Source organism: Micromonospora sp. NPDC000668 (genome assembly GCF_042897975.1).
GTDB lineage: Bacteria > Actinomycetota > Actinomycetes > Mycobacteriales > Micromonosporaceae > Micromonospora.
The window spans coordinates 1,073,584-1,088,296 of record NZ_JBIAYP010000002.1; the positions used below are offsets into that span (position 1 = coordinate 1,073,584).

At 72.6% G+C, this 14,713-nt stretch carries 17 protein-coding genes; 8 read left to right on the plus strand and 9 right to left on the minus strand.

Going from position 1 to position 14,713, the window contains the following annotated elements:
- Positions 1-65: 65 nt before the first annotated feature.
- The gene (locus ACFY29_RS14530; protein ID WP_386986020.1) at positions 66-1,898 is read left to right on the plus strand and encodes an NHL domain-containing thioredoxin family protein; all 1,833 of its coding nucleotides are present in this window, start codon (positions 66-68) and stop codon (positions 1,896-1,898) included.
- A gap of 55 nt (positions 1,899-1,953) precedes the next feature.
- Here ACFY29_RS14530 and ACFY29_RS14535 read toward each other — a convergent pair whose 3' ends face one another.
- From ACFY29_RS14535 to ACFY29_RS14545, 3 genes are read right to left on the minus strand one after another with little or no spacing between them, the layout of a single operon-like run.
- Positions 1,954-2,703 (minus strand): LamB/YcsF family protein, encoded by a 750-nt coding sequence (locus ACFY29_RS14535; protein ID WP_386986022.1) that lies wholly within the window; start codon positions 2,701-2,703, stop codon positions 1,954-1,956.
- Positions 2,687-3,550, minus strand: coding sequence for a biotin-dependent carboxyltransferase family protein (locus tag ACFY29_RS14540; RefSeq protein WP_386986024.1), 864 nt, complete (start codon positions 3,548-3,550; stop codon positions 2,687-2,689). Before ACFY29_RS14540 ends, ACFY29_RS14535 begins: the two co-directional genes overlap by 17 nt.
- Positions 3,547-4,239, minus strand: coding sequence for an allophanate hydrolase subunit 1 (locus tag ACFY29_RS14545; protein ID WP_386986026.1), 693 nt, complete (start codon positions 4,237-4,239; stop codon positions 3,547-3,549). Before ACFY29_RS14545 ends, ACFY29_RS14540 begins: the two co-directional genes overlap by 4 nt.
- A 107-nt stretch (positions 4,240-4,346) precedes the next feature.
- On the opposite strand from ACFY29_RS14545, the gene ACFY29_RS14550 reads away from it, so the two are divergent.
- Positions 4,347-5,024 carry a hemolysin III family protein gene (locus tag ACFY29_RS14550; protein WP_328422229.1) on the plus strand — a complete coding sequence of 226 codons (678 nt, stop codon included), beginning with the start codon at positions 4,347-4,349 and terminating at the stop codon, positions 5,022-5,024.
- Between the two features lie 123 nt (positions 5,025-5,147).
- On the opposite strand, the gene ACFY29_RS14555 is transcribed toward ACFY29_RS14550, so the two are convergent.
- Entirely contained in the window at positions 5,148-5,435 is a 288-nt protein-coding gene (locus ACFY29_RS14555) for a DUF6458 family protein (RefSeq protein ID WP_355600985.1), read from the minus strand.
- Positions 5,436-5,547: 112 nt separating this feature from the next.
- Between ACFY29_RS14555 and ACFY29_RS14560 the strand changes: the two genes are divergently transcribed.
- Positions 5,548-6,087 carry a SixA phosphatase family protein gene (locus tag ACFY29_RS14560; protein ID WP_386986028.1) on the plus strand — a complete coding sequence of 180 codons (540 nt, stop codon included), beginning with the start codon at positions 5,548-5,550 and terminating at the stop codon, positions 6,085-6,087.
- 42 nt (positions 6,088-6,129) lie between these two features.
- Here the strand turns inward: ACFY29_RS14560 and ACFY29_RS14565 are convergent, their stop codons facing one another.
- The 4 genes from ACFY29_RS14565 to ACFY29_RS14580 form a co-directional block, all read right to left on the minus strand.
- A complete protein-coding gene (locus ACFY29_RS14565; protein WP_074315731.1) occupies positions 6,130-6,399 on the minus strand; it encodes a DUF6458 family protein in 270 nt (89 codons plus the stop codon).
- 317 nt (positions 6,400-6,716) lie between these two features.
- On the minus strand, positions 6,717-8,573 hold the full coding sequence (locus tag ACFY29_RS14570) for an acyl-CoA dehydrogenase (protein WP_386986030.1): 1,857 nt from the start codon (positions 8,571-8,573) through the stop codon (positions 6,717-6,719).
- Between the two features lie 140 nt (positions 8,574-8,713).
- A complete protein-coding gene (locus ACFY29_RS14575; RefSeq protein WP_386986032.1) occupies positions 8,714-9,841 on the minus strand; it encodes a PP2C family protein-serine/threonine phosphatase in 1,128 nt (375 codons plus the stop codon).
- A gap of 101 nt (positions 9,842-9,942) precedes the next feature.
- Entirely contained in the window at positions 9,943-10,575 is a 633-nt protein-coding gene (locus tag ACFY29_RS14580) for a septal ring lytic transglycosylase RlpA family protein (RefSeq protein ID WP_328422220.1), read from the minus strand.
- A gap of 187 nt (positions 10,576-10,762) precedes the next feature.
- Here ACFY29_RS14580 and ACFY29_RS14585 point away from each other — a divergent pair, with 187 nt between their 5' ends.
- Genes ACFY29_RS14585 through ACFY29_RS14595 form a run of 3 tightly spaced genes read left to right on the plus strand, consistent with a single transcriptional unit; the run spans position 10,763 to position 12,887 of the window.
- Positions 10,763-11,314, plus strand: coding sequence for a phosphoribosyltransferase (locus ACFY29_RS14585; RefSeq protein ID WP_386986034.1), 552 nt, complete (start codon positions 10,763-10,765; stop codon positions 11,312-11,314).
- Positions 11,315-11,347: 33 nt separating this feature from the next.
- On the plus strand, positions 11,348-12,400 hold the full coding sequence (locus ACFY29_RS14590) for a questin oxidase family protein (protein ID WP_386986036.1): 1,053 nt from the start codon (positions 11,348-11,350) through the stop codon (positions 12,398-12,400).
- Between the two features lie 55 nt (positions 12,401-12,455).
- On the plus strand, positions 12,456-12,887 hold the full coding sequence (locus ACFY29_RS14595) for an ASCH domain-containing protein (RefSeq protein WP_386986038.1): 432 nt from the start codon (positions 12,456-12,458) through the stop codon (positions 12,885-12,887).
- A gap of 67 nt (positions 12,888-12,954) precedes the next feature.
- Here ACFY29_RS14595 and ACFY29_RS14600 read toward each other — a convergent pair whose 3' ends face one another.
- Entirely contained in the window at positions 12,955-13,833 is an 879-nt protein-coding gene (locus ACFY29_RS14600; protein WP_386986040.1) for an LLM class flavin-dependent oxidoreductase, read from the minus strand.
- Positions 13,834-13,961: 128 nt separating this feature from the next.
- On the opposite strand from ACFY29_RS14600, the gene ACFY29_RS14605 reads away from it, so the two are divergent.
- Positions 13,962-14,156 carry a hypothetical protein gene (locus tag ACFY29_RS14605; RefSeq protein ID WP_386986041.1) on the plus strand — a complete coding sequence of 65 codons (195 nt, stop codon included), beginning with the start codon at positions 13,962-13,964 and terminating at the stop codon, positions 14,154-14,156.
- Positions 14,157-14,191: 35 nt separating this feature from the next.
- Positions 14,192-14,623 carry a hypothetical protein gene (locus ACFY29_RS14610; RefSeq protein WP_386986043.1) on the plus strand — a complete coding sequence of 144 codons (432 nt, stop codon included), beginning with the start codon at positions 14,192-14,194 and terminating at the stop codon, positions 14,621-14,623.
- Positions 14,624-14,713 lie beyond the last annotated feature (90 nt).

Consider the following 14,713-nt stretch of genomic DNA (forward strand, 5'->3'; position numbering starts at 1 on the left):
GCCTGGATCTCGGCGGCTCGCCCCCTCTGGCCGACCGTGAGCCGATGGTCAGGCACGATGGGGTCATGAGCGCACGAGTACGGGCCCCCGAGCTGCGCGGTCGGGGCTGGCTGAACACCGGTGGACGCGATCTCAAGCTCGCCGACCTGCGCGGCAAGATCGTCCTGGCGGATTTTTGGACCTTCTGCTGCATCAACTGCCTGCACGTGCTCGACGAGTTGCGCCCGCTGGAGGAGAAGTACGGCGACGTGCTCGTCGTGATCGGCGTGCACTCGCCGAAGTTCGAGCACGAGAAGGACGCCGACGCGTTGGCCGCCGCCGTGGAGCGGTACGGGGTGCACCACCCCGTGCTCGACGATCCCGAGCTGGACATGTGGCAGCAGTACGCGGCCCGGGCCTGGCCGACCCTGTCGGTGATCGACCCCGAGGGGTACGTGGTGGCCACCATGGCCGGAGAGGGGCACGCCGAAGGGCTGGCCCGGCTGATCGACGAGCTGATCGCCACCCACGAGGCCAAGGGCACCCTGCATCGGGGCGACGGCCCGTACGTCCCGCCACCCGCGCCGGAGACCACGCTGCGCTTCCCGGGCAAGGCGGTGCTGCTGCCGGACGGCAACCTGCTGGTCTCCGACTCGGCCCGGCACTCCCTGGTCGAGGTGGCCCCCGACGGTGAGACGCCGGTGCGCCGGATCGGCTCGGGCGAGCGGGGCCGGGCCGATGGGCCGGCCGGCGCGGCGACCTTCTCCGAGCCGCAGGGGCTCTGCCTGCTGCCCACGCAGGTCGCCGAGGTGGCCGGCTACGACCTGGTGGTCGCCGACACGGTCAACCACCTGCTGCGCGGCGTACGCCTGGCGTCCGGCGAGGTGGTCACCGTCGCCGGTAGCGGCCGGCAGTGGCGGGCCACGGTCGACGACCACCCGCACGACGCGCTCGCCGTGGACCTCTCGTCCCCGTGGGACCTGGCCTGGTACGACGACAAGCTGATCATCGCGATGGCCGGCATCCACCAGCTCTGGTGGTTCGATCCGATCAAGCGGACCGCTGGCATGTACGCCGGCACCACGGTCGAGGCGCTGCGCGACGGCCCGCTGGCCGAGGCGTGGATGGCGCAGCCGTCGGGGCTCTCCGTCTCCGCCGACGGCGCCCGGCTCTGGATCGCCGACAGCGAGACCAGCGCCGTCCGGTACGTCGAGAACGGGGAGCTCGGCACCGCCGTCGGGCAGGGCCTGTTCGACTTCGGGCACGTGGACGGGCCGGCGGAGTCGGCGCTGCTCCAGCACCCGCTGGGCGTGTGTGCGCTGCCGGACGGCTCGGTGCTGATCGCGGACACCTACAACGGTGCGGTCCGCCGCTTCGATCCGGCCACCGGCCAGGTGTCCACCGTCGCCGACGGGCTGGCCGAGCCGAGCGATCTCGTGCTCACCCCCGCCGGCGAGGTGCTGGTGGTGGAGTCCGCCGCGCACCGGCTGACCCGGCTCGCCCCGGGTGCGCTGTCGGCGGCGGGCGCCAGCACGGTGGACGGCCCCCGGCACCGCACCGAGCGGAAGCCGACCGACATCGCGGCGGGCGAGGTCATCCTGGACATCGTCTTCACCCCCGCGCCCGGGCAGAAGCTGGACGAGACGTACGGGCCGTCGACCCGGCTGGTGGTCTCCGCGTCCCCGCCGGAGCTGCTGGTGGAGGGCGCCGGCACGGGCACCGAGCTGTCCCGCCGGCTGGTGCTCAACGGCGAGGTCACCGGCGGGGTGCTCCAGGTGACCGCCCAGGCGGCGACCTGTGACGCGGACGTCGAGCACGCCGCCTGCCATCTGACCCGGCAGGACTGGGGCGTCCCGGTCCGAGTGGTCGACGGCGGGGCGGCCCGGCTCCCGCTCGTGTTGCGCGGCCTGGACGCCTAGCTGTTGGGCAGGGCCCCTTGGACGACGGAATCCGTCGTCCAAGGGGCCCTTCGTTTCACGCGAACGGGGCGAGTGGGATGCCGGCGTCGATCAGCGTGGCGCGGACGAGTTCGGTGGCGGAGACCGCGCCGGGGGTGTCCCCGTGCACGCAGATCGAGTCCACCGGGCAGGGGATGACGGTGCCGTCCACCGCCACCACGGTCCGTTCGGTGACCATCCGTTCCGCCCGGTTGGCCACCTGTTCCGCGTCGGTGATCAGCGCGCCGGGTGTGCCGCGCGGCACCAGTGCCCCGTTGGGCAGGTAGCCGCGGTCGGCGAAGCCCTCGGCGACGACCGGCAGGCCCGCACCGACGGCGAGCTGGGCGAGCACCGAGCCGGGCAGGCAGAGCACGGGCATCTCGGGGTCGTGGCCGGTGACCGCGGCGACCACCGCCGCCGCCTGCGCCTCGTCAGTGCTGGCCACGTTGTAGAGCGCCCCGTGCGGCTTGAGGTAGCGGACCCGGGTGCCGAACAGCTGGCAGAACGCGTCGAGCGCGCCCAGTTGGTAGGTAATCTCGTCGCGCAGCTCGGCGAAGTCGTACGCGATGCGCCGCCGGCCGAAGCCGGCCAGGTCCCGGTAGCCGACCTGCGCGCCCACCGCGACCCCGCGCCGCGCCGCGCCCTCGCAGACCCGGCGCATGGTGGACGGGTCGCCGGCGTGGAAGCCGCAGGCGACGTTGGCGGAGGTGACCAGGTCCAGCAGCGCCTCGTCGTCACCGAGCCGCCAGATGCCGAATCCCTCGCCCAGGTCAGCGTTGAGGTCCATGGAATCTGACGGTAGTACCTGGCCGGGCCTGCGCGAGCGGGGTCACGTCGGCGACCACCCCGATAACCGGGTATCCACCGGTGGTCGGGTGGTCGGCGAGGAAGATCAGGGGTTGTCCGTCCGCCGGCACCTGCACCGCGCCGAGCACGATGCCCTCGCTGGGCAACTCGCCGGCCACCGCGCGGGGCAGCGGCGCGCCGGCGAGCCGCGCGCCGACCCGGTTGCTCACGGGGCTGACGGTGTACGCGGTGCCGAGCAGCCGGTCGAGCGCGGTCGGAGTGAACCAGTCGTCGCGGGGGCCGGGGCGCAGCGTCAGGTGCAGCTCCGGCGGGGGTGCGGTGCTGACGGTCAGGTCCACCGGCGCGGGGTCGCCGAGCGGTTCGCCGAGCGGCAGCCGGCCGCCGTCACGCAGCGGGGGCGGGCCGAGCCCGGAGAGGGTGTCGGTGGCCCGGCTGCCGAGCACCGGCGGCACGTCGATCCCGCCCGCCACGGCCAGCCAACTCCGTACGCCCCGGCGGGCCGGGCCGATCCGCAGCACCGTGCCCGCCGGCACGGTGAGCGGGCGTCCAGCGTCGCCGGGTCGGTCGCCGGCCCGGACCGGCACCTCGGCGCCGGTGACCGCCACCGTGGTGGCCCGGGTGAGCCGCAGCACGCAGCCGGTCAGGGTGATCTCCAGGCCGGCGGCACGCTCCGGGTTGCCGACCAGCCGGTTGGCCAGCCGCAGGGCGGCCGGGTCGAGGGCGCCGGACCGGGGTACGCCCAGGTGCGCCCAGCCGGGCCGGCCCAGGTCCTGCACGGTGGTGAGCGGGCCGGCGCGGAGCACCTCGATCTCGGCGGGCCGGGTCATGCCGCCGCCAACCGGACCGGGGTCCCCGGGCCGAGCAGGGCCGGCGGGTCGGCGTGCACGTCGAAAAGAACCAGGTCGGTCCGGCCGACCAGCAGCCAGCCGCCCGGGGACGCGCCCGGATAGATGCCGGCGTACGGGCCGGCCAGGGCGACCGAGCCGGCCGGCACCTGGGCGCGGGGGGTGGCCAGTCGGGGCAGCGCCAGTTCGGCGGGCAGCCCGGTCAGGTACGGGAAGCCGGGGGCGAAGCCGCAGAAGGCGACCAGAAACGGGGTGCCGGTCAGCCGCCGCAGCACGGCCGGCACGTCGACCCCCCAGTGCTCGGCGACCGCCGGCAGGTCCGGCCCGTCGAAGTCGACCGGGACGACCACATCTCCACCGTCGCCCGCCCGGCCCACGTCGCCGCAGCCGTCGCGAGCGCCACTGCCGGCACAGGCGCGGTCGCTGGCGGCGGCCGTCGACACCGTCGGCGCCCAGTGGGAGAGCAACTCGGCCGTTGCGGCCGGGTCGGGTACGCCGTCGAGCAGGACGGTGCTGGCCGCCGGCACGATCTCGATGGCGATCAGTTCGCCCTGCTCGCGACGCCGCCACAGCTCGGCTCGCCACGCCTCGACCAGGGCAGCCTCGTGCACGCCGGTGGGGGTGGTGCAGTCGAGCAGCAGGGCGTGCGCCCCGACGGGTCGGATCCGCATCCGGTCATCCTCGCCGATGTCGTGCCGGCGAGGTGTTCACGGCGACGGTGCCTGGCGTCACCAGGCCGACTACTTGAAAGTAACCTACGGTGCCGTAACCTGGAGACGTGACCACCTCCGCTCCGCTCCGACTGAAGCCGGTCGACATCGGTAAGCCCAGGATGCGCGGCTGGCTACACACGTACGCCTTCTTCGTCGCCCTGGCCAGCGGCATCGTGCTCTGCTCGATCGCCGCCACCCGCCCGGGGTGGGCACCCCTGGTGAGCTGCGTCATCTACAGCCTGACCGTCTGCGGGCTCTTCGGCACCAGCGCGTTGTACCACCGTCGGGTGTGGTCGGAGCGCGGCTACCAGGTGATGCGCCGGATGGACCACTCGATGATCTTCGTGTTCATCGCCGGCACGTACACGCCGTTGTGCGTACAGCTGCTCGCGCCGGGACAGGCCACCCTGATGCTGGCCCTGGTCTGGGGTGGCGCACTGGCCGGCGTGGCGCTCAAGTTGGTGTGGCCGCACGCGCCGCGCTGGGTCTCCGCACCGCTCTACCTGGCGCTCGGCTGGGTGGCGGTGGCCATGCTGCCGGAGATCCTGCACAGTGGCGGCGTCGCGGCCCTGGTGCTGCTGATCGTCGGTGGCGCGATCTACAGCGTGGGCGCGGTCTTCTACGCGCTCCGCCGGCCCAACCCGTGGCCGACCGTCTTCGGTCACCACGAGTTCTTCCACGCCTGCACCCTGCTGGCCGCGCTCTGCCACCACATCGCGATCTACTTCGCACTGTTCGCCTGACCGCACGGCGACCCGGCGCGAGCCGGACCACGGCGCGAGCCGGACCACGGCGCGAGCCGGGACCTGGCACATGCGAGCCGGGGCCCCGCGACGTTGCGGGACCCCGGAGTGTGCGTGCGGGACTCAGATCGGGCGGCCCGGCCGGCGCACCTCGCGGTACTCCCGCATGACCTGGTCATCCTGGATCGGCGCCACCCGGTCGGCCACGACGCGGTCCCCACGGACCGGTGCGGCGACCACCGTGCGGCGGCGGCTGTTCCAGAAGTAGACGGTGGCGAGCAGGCCGGCGACACCGGCCAGCATCAGCACCCAGCCGACCACGGCCAGGTTCAGCCAGCCCAGGTCTGCCTCCACTGCGAATGCGAAGATCGCGCCCAGCGCGATCAGAAAGATGCTGCCACCAATGCCCATGTCTCGCTCCTCGGCTCTAACCTGGCGTACGGCCCGCCGCGGCCGTCGGTAGGGGTGCGGCACCCATCGACTTACCCCGGCACGGAGATCGCCAATCGGGCAAGCTGAGGGCATGACGGACACCCCAGCCGAGACACGGACACTGGTGCTGCTCCGGCACGCGAAAGCCGAGCAGGGCAGCGACAGTACGGACGACGCCGTGCGGCCGCTCACCGCACGGGGGAGCGCGGACGCGGCGGCCGCCGGCGCCTGGCTGGCTCACCACGGGTTACTGCCCGACGTGGTGATCTGCTCGACGGTCCGACGCACGCGGCAGACCTGGCACGGGGTGGCGATGGGGATGACCGGTTCACCGCCGGAGGGCGGGCCGGCCGGTCCCCGCCCGACCGTCCACTACGAGCCGGGCGCGTACGACGCCCACCCCGAGGAGTTGTTGGCGCTGGTCCGCACCGTCGACCCGGCGGCCCGGACGGTGCTGCTGATCGCCCACAATCCGGGCATCTCGCTGCTCTCCGCGCTCCTCGATCCGGAGGGGACGGACGGGGAGGGGTTGCGTACCGCCGAGCTGGCGGTGCACCGCAGCACGCTCGGCTGGGCGGAGCTGGACCGGGCAGGGGCACCGATCACCGCTCGGCACACCGCACGCGACTGAGCCACCCGTCGATGGTCGGCGGGTGGCTCAGGCGTACGTGGCTCAGGAGGGTGGCGCGGTCGGCGGCGGCGGGTCGGGCGGCGGCGGCATCATCGCCGTCGGATGCGAGAGCCGGTTCTCCTCCACGATGAGGGTCCGGGCCCGCTTGCGCCGGTCCTGCCAGAACCAGAGCGTGGTCAGCAGCACGGCCAGCCCGGCCAGGATGAACACCCAGCCGACCGCCCGCAGGTCTATCCACCAGACGTTGGCTCTTATCGCGAACGTCAGGATGGCGCCGATCGCGATGAGAAAGATGCCGCTTCCTACACCCATGTGCGCTGCACTCCCCCGTGCGGTGGCTCTGGGCGTTCTCTGTCGTGGACACGCGACGATTACCCGCCACGCCGGCCACCTACCCGACCAGCGCTCGCCGAATACGGGACGGACGGCCCTCCGGCGACCCCGGCATTCGCCGCTCCCGCCCGGCCCGGGACGGGACCACGGCATGGAAGCGCAGACGGCTCCGGAGTGGTTCCCGCCGACGGGCCCGACCCGGACATGCCGACGGCCGGCGGGACAATTGCCCCGCCGGCCGTTGGTGTCGATGCCGGGTGGTGCGACCCGGAACCTTCAGTCGTGCCGTGGCACGGTCAGAAGGCCTCCTCCGGGAGGTCCATGATGTCGAGGTCGGCGCCCTCGATGATCCGCCGGTCCGCGCCGATGCGCGGCAGCACCTCACGGGCGAAGAACCGGGCGGCAGCCACCTTGCCGGTGTAGAACGCCTTGTCGGTGGCGGAGACCTCGCCGGCCAGCGCCTTCAGCGCCACGTCGGCCTGCTTCTGCAGCAGCCACCCGACCACCAGGTCGCCGATGGCCAGCAGGAAGCGCCGGCTGCTCAGCCCGACCTTGTAGAGCGCGCGGGTGTCGCCAGCCTGCGCCTCGCCGAGCCAGCCGGTCATGACGCCGAGGATGTTCTGGACCTCGACGAGCGCCTTGCCGAGCGCCTGCCGCTCCTCCTTGAGCTGGCCGTTGCCCGCCTCGGAGGAGATGAACTCCTGGATCTCGCTGGCGACCGCCATGAGCGCCTTGCCGTTGTCCCGAACGATCTTGCGGAAGATCAGGTCGAGGCTCTGGATGGCGGTGGTGCCCTCGTACAGGGTGTCGATCTTGGCGTCGCGGACGTACTGCTCCAGCGGGTAGTCCTGGAGGAAGCCGGATCCGCCGAAGGTCTGCAGGGCCTCGTGCCCGAGCATCTCGTACGCGCGCTCCGAGCCGACGCCCTTGACCAGCGGCAGCAGCAGGTCGTTGACCCGCTTGGCCAGCTTGGTGGCCTTCTCGTCGCCGGCCGCCTCGGCGATGGCGACCTTGTCCTGCCAGGTGGCGGTGTAGAGGACCAGGGCACGCAGACCCTCGGCGTACGACTTCTGCAGCAGCAGCGAGCGGCGCACGTCCGGGTGGTGGGTGATGGTGACCCGCGGCGCGGTCTTGTCCGTCTGCTGGACCAGGTCGGCGCCCTGCACCCGGTTCTTCGCGTACTCCAGGGCGTTGAGGTAGCCGGTGGAGAGGGTGGCGATCGCCTTGGTGCCGACCAACATCCGGGCGTACTCGATGATCATGAACATCTGCCGGATGCCGTCGTGCTTGTCGCCGAGCAGCCAGCCCTTGGCCGGCACGCCGTGCTCGCCGAAGGTCAACTCGCAGGTGTTGGAGACCTTCAGGCCCATCTTGTGCTCGACGTTGGTGGTGTAGACGCCGTTGCGCTCACCCAGCTCGCCGGTGTTCTCGTCGAAGTGGTACTTCGGCACCACGAAGAGCGACAGGCCCTTGGTGCCAGGGCCACCGACGCCCTCCACGCCCACCGGGCGGGCCAGCACGTAGTGCACGATGTTGTCGCTCAGGTCGTGCTCGCCCGAGGTGATGAAGCGCTTCACGCCCTCGATGTGCCACGTGCCGTCCGGCTGCTGGATGGCACGGGTGCGGCCGGCACCCACGTCCGAGCCGGCGTCCGGCTCGGTGAGCACCATGGTGGAGCCCCACTGCTTGTCGATGAAGAGCTTGGCCCACCGCTTCTGCTGCTCGGTGCCCTCGACCTCCAGCACGTGCGCGAAGGACGGACCGGAGGCGTACATCCAGATGGGGGCGTTCGAGCCGAGCACCAGCTCGGCGAGGGCCCACCAGAGGGCGCGCGGCGCGTTGGTGCCACCCAGGTGCGGCGGCAGGTCCAGGCGCCAGAACTCGGAGTCCATGAATGCCTGGTAGGACTTCTTGAACGACGCCGGCAGCGGCGCGGTGTGCGTGACCGGGTCGAAGACCGGCGGGTTGCGGTCGCTGTCCGTGTAGCTGGCGGCCAGGTCCTCCCGGGCGAGGCGGTCAAGCTCGGAGAGGAAACTGCGGGCGGTGTCGGCGTCGAGTTCCGAGTACGGCTCCTGGCCGAACGCCTGGTCCGCCCCGAAGACCTCGAACAGGTTGAACTCAAGGTCCCGCAGGTTGCTCTTGTAGTGGGTCATGCTCGCTGGCCCCGCTTCCGGACAGGTGTTACCGATCAGTAACCCCGACTGTATTACTCGCGGGTAGGCAGCGACAAGCGGATCACGTAAGTGACGGCCATTACACACTCGCCCCGACCCGGGGGCGGACGCGTCGGCGGTCAGCTCTCGGTGGCGCCGACCTCCCAGCTCGGCACAGCCGCCGCCACACCGGTCCGCGCGCCTACGTACTCCATCAGGACCAGCGCGATGTCATCGTCGAGCCGGCCGTGCACCCACTCGACCAGGGCAGCCTCCAGCGAGGCCAGGCCATCGGCGACCGTGCCGTGGCCGAGCAGCCGCCAGGCCCGGTCGGCGGTGGGGAAGAACTCGCCATCCCGTCGAGCCTCGCCGAGACCGTCGGTGAACAGCAGCAGCCGGTCACCGGGCTCCAGGCGTTCCACCCGGGGGCGGACCACCGGCATGAACCCGAGCGGGGGCGCTGGCGCCGGCGGCTCCAGCGGGATCACCGCGCCCCGACGCAGCAGCAGCGGCGGCGGATGCCCACAGTTGACGATGGTGAGCGTGCCACCGCGCTCTTCCACCAGCGCCGCGGTCACGAAGTCCTCGTCGCCGACGTTGCGGGCCACCGCGCGGTCCAGATCGGCGACGACGGCGCGCAGGTCGGCCCGCTCGTAGGCCACGTGCCGGTAGGAACCGAGGACGATACTGGCCAGCCGGACGGCGTCCAGGCCCTTGCCGCGCACGTCGCCGATGATCATGCGTACCCCGTACGGCGTGTCGATCGCCTCGTACAGGTCGCCGCCGATCTGAGCGGTCGCGGTGGAGGAGATGTAGCGGCCGGCCACCGAGAGCGTGCCGACCTGCGGGCCGAGCGGACGAAGCACCGCCTGCTGGGCCACCGAGGCGAGCTTGGACAGCTCACCGATCTGCTCCGCCTGCCGCTGCCGCACCGACGCCACCGCCACGGCCAGCCCGGTGGCGAGCGCGACCGCGAGCACGTTGACCGAGGTGACCAGGAACATCTTCGGCTCGACCACGGCGAAGCCGGCCCCGATCAGGGTCGCTGCGGTGCCGACTCCCAGCACCACCGGCCAGGATGCCAGGGCGGCGGCGAGGAACGGGGCGCCCACCAGCAACGCGATGTAGTGCGCCGGGCGACCGTCCGCCAACTCCACGGCCGAGACGATCGCGAGCAGAACGAGGGCCGCGCCGAGGCCGGCGCGGGATCCGGGGCTCAGCGGGCGACGGCCCGACTGGAGGAGTCGCGTGGGTACGAGGGACAGCATGCCTGATTCGCGTGAACGGTTGAATGAACCTGGCCCCTCGTCCGAGGAGGTTCTGTCCGCCCGGCTCGGCTGTTCGGCCAGATCGGCGTCAGCCACGCCGGTCAGCCGAGTACCTCGTACCTGACGGTGAGCGCGCCCACGTCGACCGAGGCGATGGTGGCGAACGCGGCCCGGGAGAGGTCCAGGCAGCGGCCGTCGATGAACGGGCCGCGGTCGTTGATCCGCACCACGACCGACTTGCCGCTGTTCGGGTTGGTCACCCGGACCTTGGTGTTGAACGGCAGGGTCTTGTGCGCCGCGGTCAGCTCGTTCGGGTTGAACGACTCGCCGTTGGCGGTGAGCTGCCCCTCGGAGTAGAAGGAGGCACCGCACGAGCCGCTGTCCAGCACCTTCGGCGCCGCCGTGGTCTTCTTCGCGGTCGGGCTCGGCTTCGGCGCGGCGGTGCGGGCCTTGTTCCGGGAGGCGGCCTGCGGCGACCGGCTGGCCGACGGGCTGGCCGTCACGCTCGGCGAGGCGCTGGCGCTCGGGGAGGCCGCTGGCGAGCTGGGGGCGAGACTGCTGGCGGCGACGGTCGGGGCGAACTCGATGGCGGCCGGCCCCGGCTGCGCGGAGCCCGAGGTCAGCTGCACGGCACCGACGGTGCCCCCGACGGCGAGGGCGACGCCGACCGCCGCGGTGGCCGCGATGCCCGCCGGAGAGGAGAAGATGCGGGTACGGGAGTGCCTACCAGCCACCGGCCCGGTCCTTTCGTCGACTGAACAAACCGGGTCGGACCGTAACGAGAGCAGCACTTCCGAAGTCAACGTGATCATTGGGGTATGCCCGCATTTGCACTGGTACGTGTAGCCGATCATCCGAGTCGGGATGGGCCGGCCGGCCCGGGTGCCGACCCGCCGGGCACGCGTACCGCAGGATGGACGAATGCCCGCTGACCTGACCGAACGCCTCACCACCCTGTTCCGGTGGATCGACCCCGGGCCGGGCACCAGCCACCTGGTCAGCGACATCTCCGGTTGGTGGCGGGACCCGGGGGTGCTGGCCGAGTTGGGACCGGCCCTCGTGGCGCCGTACCGGACCGCCCGGCCGACCGTGGTGCTCGCCCCGGCGGTCACCGGGCTGCTGCTCGGGCCACTGGCCGCCACCGCCCTCGGTGTCGGCTTCGTGGCCGCGCACAAGCCCGGCGACGGGCGGCTCCCAGCCGGGCCACTGACCTGGGCGCAGAGCCCGCCGGACTACCGGGGCCGGCAGGTCGACCTGGCCGTGCGGGACCGACACCTCGGCCCCGGCGACCGGATCCTGGTGGTGGACGACTGGGTGCGCACCGGGGCGCAGATCCACGCCCTCTACGACATCTGCGCGGCGCGCGGCGCGGAGGTGCTGGGCGCCTCCGTGGTGGCCGTCGACTGCCCGCCCGAGGTCGCCACCGAACTGCGGATCACCGGCCTGATCGCCGGTGCGGATCTGCCGGCTTGACCTGAACCTCGGTTCAGGTCAGACGATCGACGCATGAGTAATGGGATTCTCGACGAGGCGTACGAACGGCTGCACCGCACCGGCCCCGAATACGAGGGCTGGCTGTCCAACCACGGGCCGATGGCGGTCGAGGCACTGGCCCGACACGGGCACGAGCAGCGGGTGCACCGCTGGCTCGACGACTACCTCGGTCGCCTCGACGAACTGCCTCGGGGACTGCGCCCCCTCGACGACTGGCGGGCGGCGCTGGGAGACCCGAAGCGGGCTGGCGACTGGCTGGCCTATTTCGACCGGGAACTGCGCGAGCACCCGTGGCGGGAGGTGCTCGGCACCTGGTGGCCCCGGCTGCTGCCGGGAATCGCCGCCGGCGCCACCCACGGCGTGATCCGGGTCGGGCACGCCGTACGCGCGCTCGACTCGGCCGAGGAGAACCCGCAGCGGCTCACCGAGCTGGGCCAGGCCCTCGGCTACTGGGCGGCCCGCTGGCAGTCGGTCCCCGGCACCGACCGGCTCCTCGACCCGGCGCGTGTCCCCACCGGGCCGGACGTTGAGGGCCTGGACGTGGCCACCGCGCTGGCCGCGCTGCCCCGGATCGAAGACCGCTCCGGGGGCATCCGGGACCGGCTGGGCCAACTGTCGGGCGTACCCCGATGGGAGCCGGCGCTGGCGGCGCTGCGCCCCGCGCGGACCCCGGCCGAGGCGGAACGGGAGCTGGCCACGCTGGTGCACCGGGCCGGCCTGGACTACCTGCGCTTCGGGCACGCCGCGCCGGTCATGCTGGTGCACGCGGTCACCGCGCCGACGGCGGTGCTGCGTACCCTGCCGGCACTGGATCGGGCGCTGTGGGCGCCGAGCCTCGCCGCGGCCTGGGCCGCGACGGCGGCCGTGATCTCGGTGTACGCCCCACCGGACGGGATCACGGCGCCGACCGTGCCGGCCGCGACCCCGGCGGAGGTCTTCGACCGCGCGGCCCGGCACGGTGACGCGCACGTGGTCAAGCTGGCCGATGCGGTGCTCGACGCGCACGCCGCCACCGGAGACGACCGGCTGCTCGCCGCCGCCGGCTACGCCGGGCAGCTGATCTGACAGGGCGGGCGTAATGCGGCGGCGGCGCGGGCCGCGCTGGCCTAGCCTCGGCAGGATGTGGCCTCGGATCGGTGAACTGCGCGCGCTCGCCCTCGGCACCCCCGGCGAGCTGCGGGCGACCCTGAACACCCTGGTGCTGGCCGGCGTGAAGACCGCCACGGCCGGTCGGCTCGCCGAGTACGCCGAAGAGGGCGAGGAACTGGAGCAGGTCGGCGAACGGCTGGCCCTGGTCGACGACGACGACGCACTGTCCGGCGTCGTGGAGATCACCGGCGTCGACGTGGTCCGCTTCGCCGACGTGCCGTGGGACTTCGCCCGCTCCGAGGGCGAGGGTGACCGCTCGATCGAGGAGTGGCGGGCCGGCCACTCGGCCTACTGGGCGCGGCTCGGCACCCCGGTCGACGACGACACCCCGATCGTCTGTCTCCGGCTGCGGCTGGTCTCCGGCGGCGAGGGCGGCGTGGCCAGCGGCGACCTCGGCACCTGATCGCTGCGCCTCTGACGGTCCGGCAGGGCCGCTGGCGCTACCGGCTCAGCCGCTGGCTGCTACCGGCTCAGCGGCGCAGCTCCGGGAGCAGCCGGGTCGCCACGTCCGCCAGGACGGCCTCGTCGCCGGCGTACCAACTGCTGGCCCGCGGCCAGTGCGTCACGACGTCGGTGAAGCCAAGGTCGGCGGCCCGGCCGACCTGGTCGGCGAAGAACTGCGCGCTGCTGAGCGAGAAGACCGGCGCCGCGTCCAGCGACAGGTAGCGGTCCAGTGTGGCCGGGTCGCGGCCGGCCTCATCCAGCGTCCGGTCCATCCGCGCGGACAGCACCGACACGGTGTCCCACCAGCCGTCCACGTCGTCGGCCTCGGTGCCGGTGGTCACCCAACCCTGGCCGAACCGGGCCACCAGCCGCATCGACCGCGGCCCGTTGGCTGCCACCACGAACGGCACCCGAGGCTGCTGCACACTGCCGGGGTTGTTGCGCGCGTCCACCGCGGCGAACCAGTCGCCACGCCAGGTGGTGCCGTCCTCTCGCAGGATCAGGTCCAGCAGCTCGGTGAACTCGGCGAACCGGTCGACCCGCTGGCGCGGCGGCAACGTCTCGCCGCCCAGCACGGCCGAGTCGAACCCGATGCCGCCCGCGCCCAGGCCCAGCAGCAGCCGACCGTCGGACACGTCGTCCACCGTGGTGATCTGCCGGACGAACGCGGCCGGGTGCCGGAAGTTCGGCGACGCCACCAGGGTGCCCAGCCGGATCCGGGAGGTGACGGTCGCAGCGGCCGTCAGCGTGGTCATCGAGTCGAACCACGGCCCGTCCACCAGGTCCCGCCAGCCCAGATGGTCGTACGTCCAGGCGTGGTCGAAGCCCCACTCGTCGGCCTGCCGCCAGCGACGCTGCGACTCCGCCCAGCGCTGGTCCGGAAGGATCACGATGCCAATCCGCATGATCGCCAGCCTAGCCGCGCCAGCCTGCGGCCGCGCACGTCACACCAGGGCAGGCCCAGGTGGATCACGAGTGGCCGCCCGGCCCCGGCGGGGCGCCAGCGGCGCCGGTTCTTCGCTACCGTTCCGCTGTGGATCTACGGTCGCAACGGGTCGACACGGTACGAGCGTTCGGCACCGTGTCGCTGGTGGCCGGCTTCATGACGTCGCTGCTCACCATGTCGTCCGGCTACGACGGGCTCAAGCCCCACATCCTTGCTGCCTTCCTCATCCTGACCGGCATCGCTCTGCGGATAGAGGCGGCGATCACGGACCGGAAGTCGTAGTTCCACCGTTCCGGCTGGACCGTAACCTCCCAACCATGTCCGTCGATCCTGCTGCTGCCCGTGCGCCCCTGGGCCGACGGCCGCGTGCCGTCTGCGCGGCAGCGATCGTGCTCGCAGTGATCGTGCCGTCCCTGGTCATTCGCGACCTGGCCGAGGCCCGATTCGGCGACGGGCCGATGGCCGACTTCAGCATGATCGCGCTGCCGGTTGCGGTGACCGCCTGGCTCGCGCCACGCGCCTCCTACCGGCGACGCGATGCCCTGCTGTGGCTGGTCGGCCCGGGTATCTACATCTTCGCGGTGATCGCCTGGCGGCTGGCCTTCGCGCCCTACCGGGACTGGACGCCCAGCCCGGATGAGGTGTCCCGTGTGCGCTGGCGGCGCGGCCCCGATCACGCCGGGCTGTGGTATCTGCCGAGGGATGGCCGCCAACCTGGCGGGCCATCCGAAGGTGGTGCCGCGCACTAGCCTGGCCCAGTGGCGACCCTGGAGCAGCTTGAGCGGGACGTGTGGCCGACTCCCGGCCCCGACGCCAGCCTTCTCGCCAGTTGATCAACT

Bases quoted from the DNA above. Each gene is read 5' to 3' on its own strand.
- ACFY29_RS14530 (WP_386986020.1), top strand. From the start codon at position 66: ATGAGCGCACGAGTACGGGCCCCCGAGCTGCGCGGTCGGGGCTGGCTG.
- ACFY29_RS14535 (WP_386986022.1), bottom strand. From the start codon at position 2,703: ATGGACCTCAACGCTGACCTGGGCGAGGGATTCGGCATCTGGCGGCTC.
- ACFY29_RS14540 (WP_386986024.1), bottom strand. From the start codon at position 3,550: ATGACCCGGCCCGCCGAGATCGAGGTGCTCCGCGCCGGCCCGCTCACC.
- ACFY29_RS14545 (WP_386986026.1), bottom strand. From the start codon at position 4,239: ATGCGGATCCGACCCGTCGGGGCGCACGCCCTGCTGCTCGACTGCACC.
- ACFY29_RS14555 (WP_355600985.1), bottom strand. From the start codon at position 5,435: ATGGGCATTGGTGGCAGCATCTTTCTGATCGCGCTGGGCGCGATCTTC.
- ACFY29_RS14560 (WP_386986028.1), top strand. From the start codon at position 5,548: ATGACGGACACCCCAGCCGAGACACGGACACTGGTGCTGCTCCGGCAC.
- ACFY29_RS14565 (WP_074315731.1), bottom strand. From the start codon at position 6,399: ATGGGTGTAGGAAGCGGCATCTTTCTCATCGCGATCGGCGCCATCCTG.
- ACFY29_RS14570 (WP_386986030.1), bottom strand. From the start codon at position 8,573: ATGACCCACTACAAGAGCAACCTGCGGGACCTTGAGTTCAACCTGTTC.
- ACFY29_RS14575 (WP_386986032.1), bottom strand. From the start codon at position 9,841: ATGCTGTCCCTCGTACCCACGCGACTCCTCCAGTCGGGCCGTCGCCCG.
- ACFY29_RS14585 (WP_386986034.1), top strand. From the start codon at position 10,763: ATGCCCGCTGACCTGACCGAACGCCTCACCACCCTGTTCCGGTGGATC.
- ACFY29_RS14590 (WP_386986036.1), top strand. From the start codon at position 11,348: ATGAGTAATGGGATTCTCGACGAGGCGTACGAACGGCTGCACCGCACC.
- ACFY29_RS14595 (WP_386986038.1), top strand. From the start codon at position 12,456: ATGTGGCCTCGGATCGGTGAACTGCGCGCGCTCGCCCTCGGCACCCCC.
- ACFY29_RS14600 (WP_386986040.1), bottom strand. From the start codon at position 13,833: ATGCGGATTGGCATCGTGATCCTTCCGGACCAGCGCTGGGCGGAGTCG.
- ACFY29_RS14610 (WP_386986043.1), top strand. From the start codon at position 14,192: ATGTCCGTCGATCCTGCTGCTGCCCGTGCGCCCCTGGGCCGACGGCCG.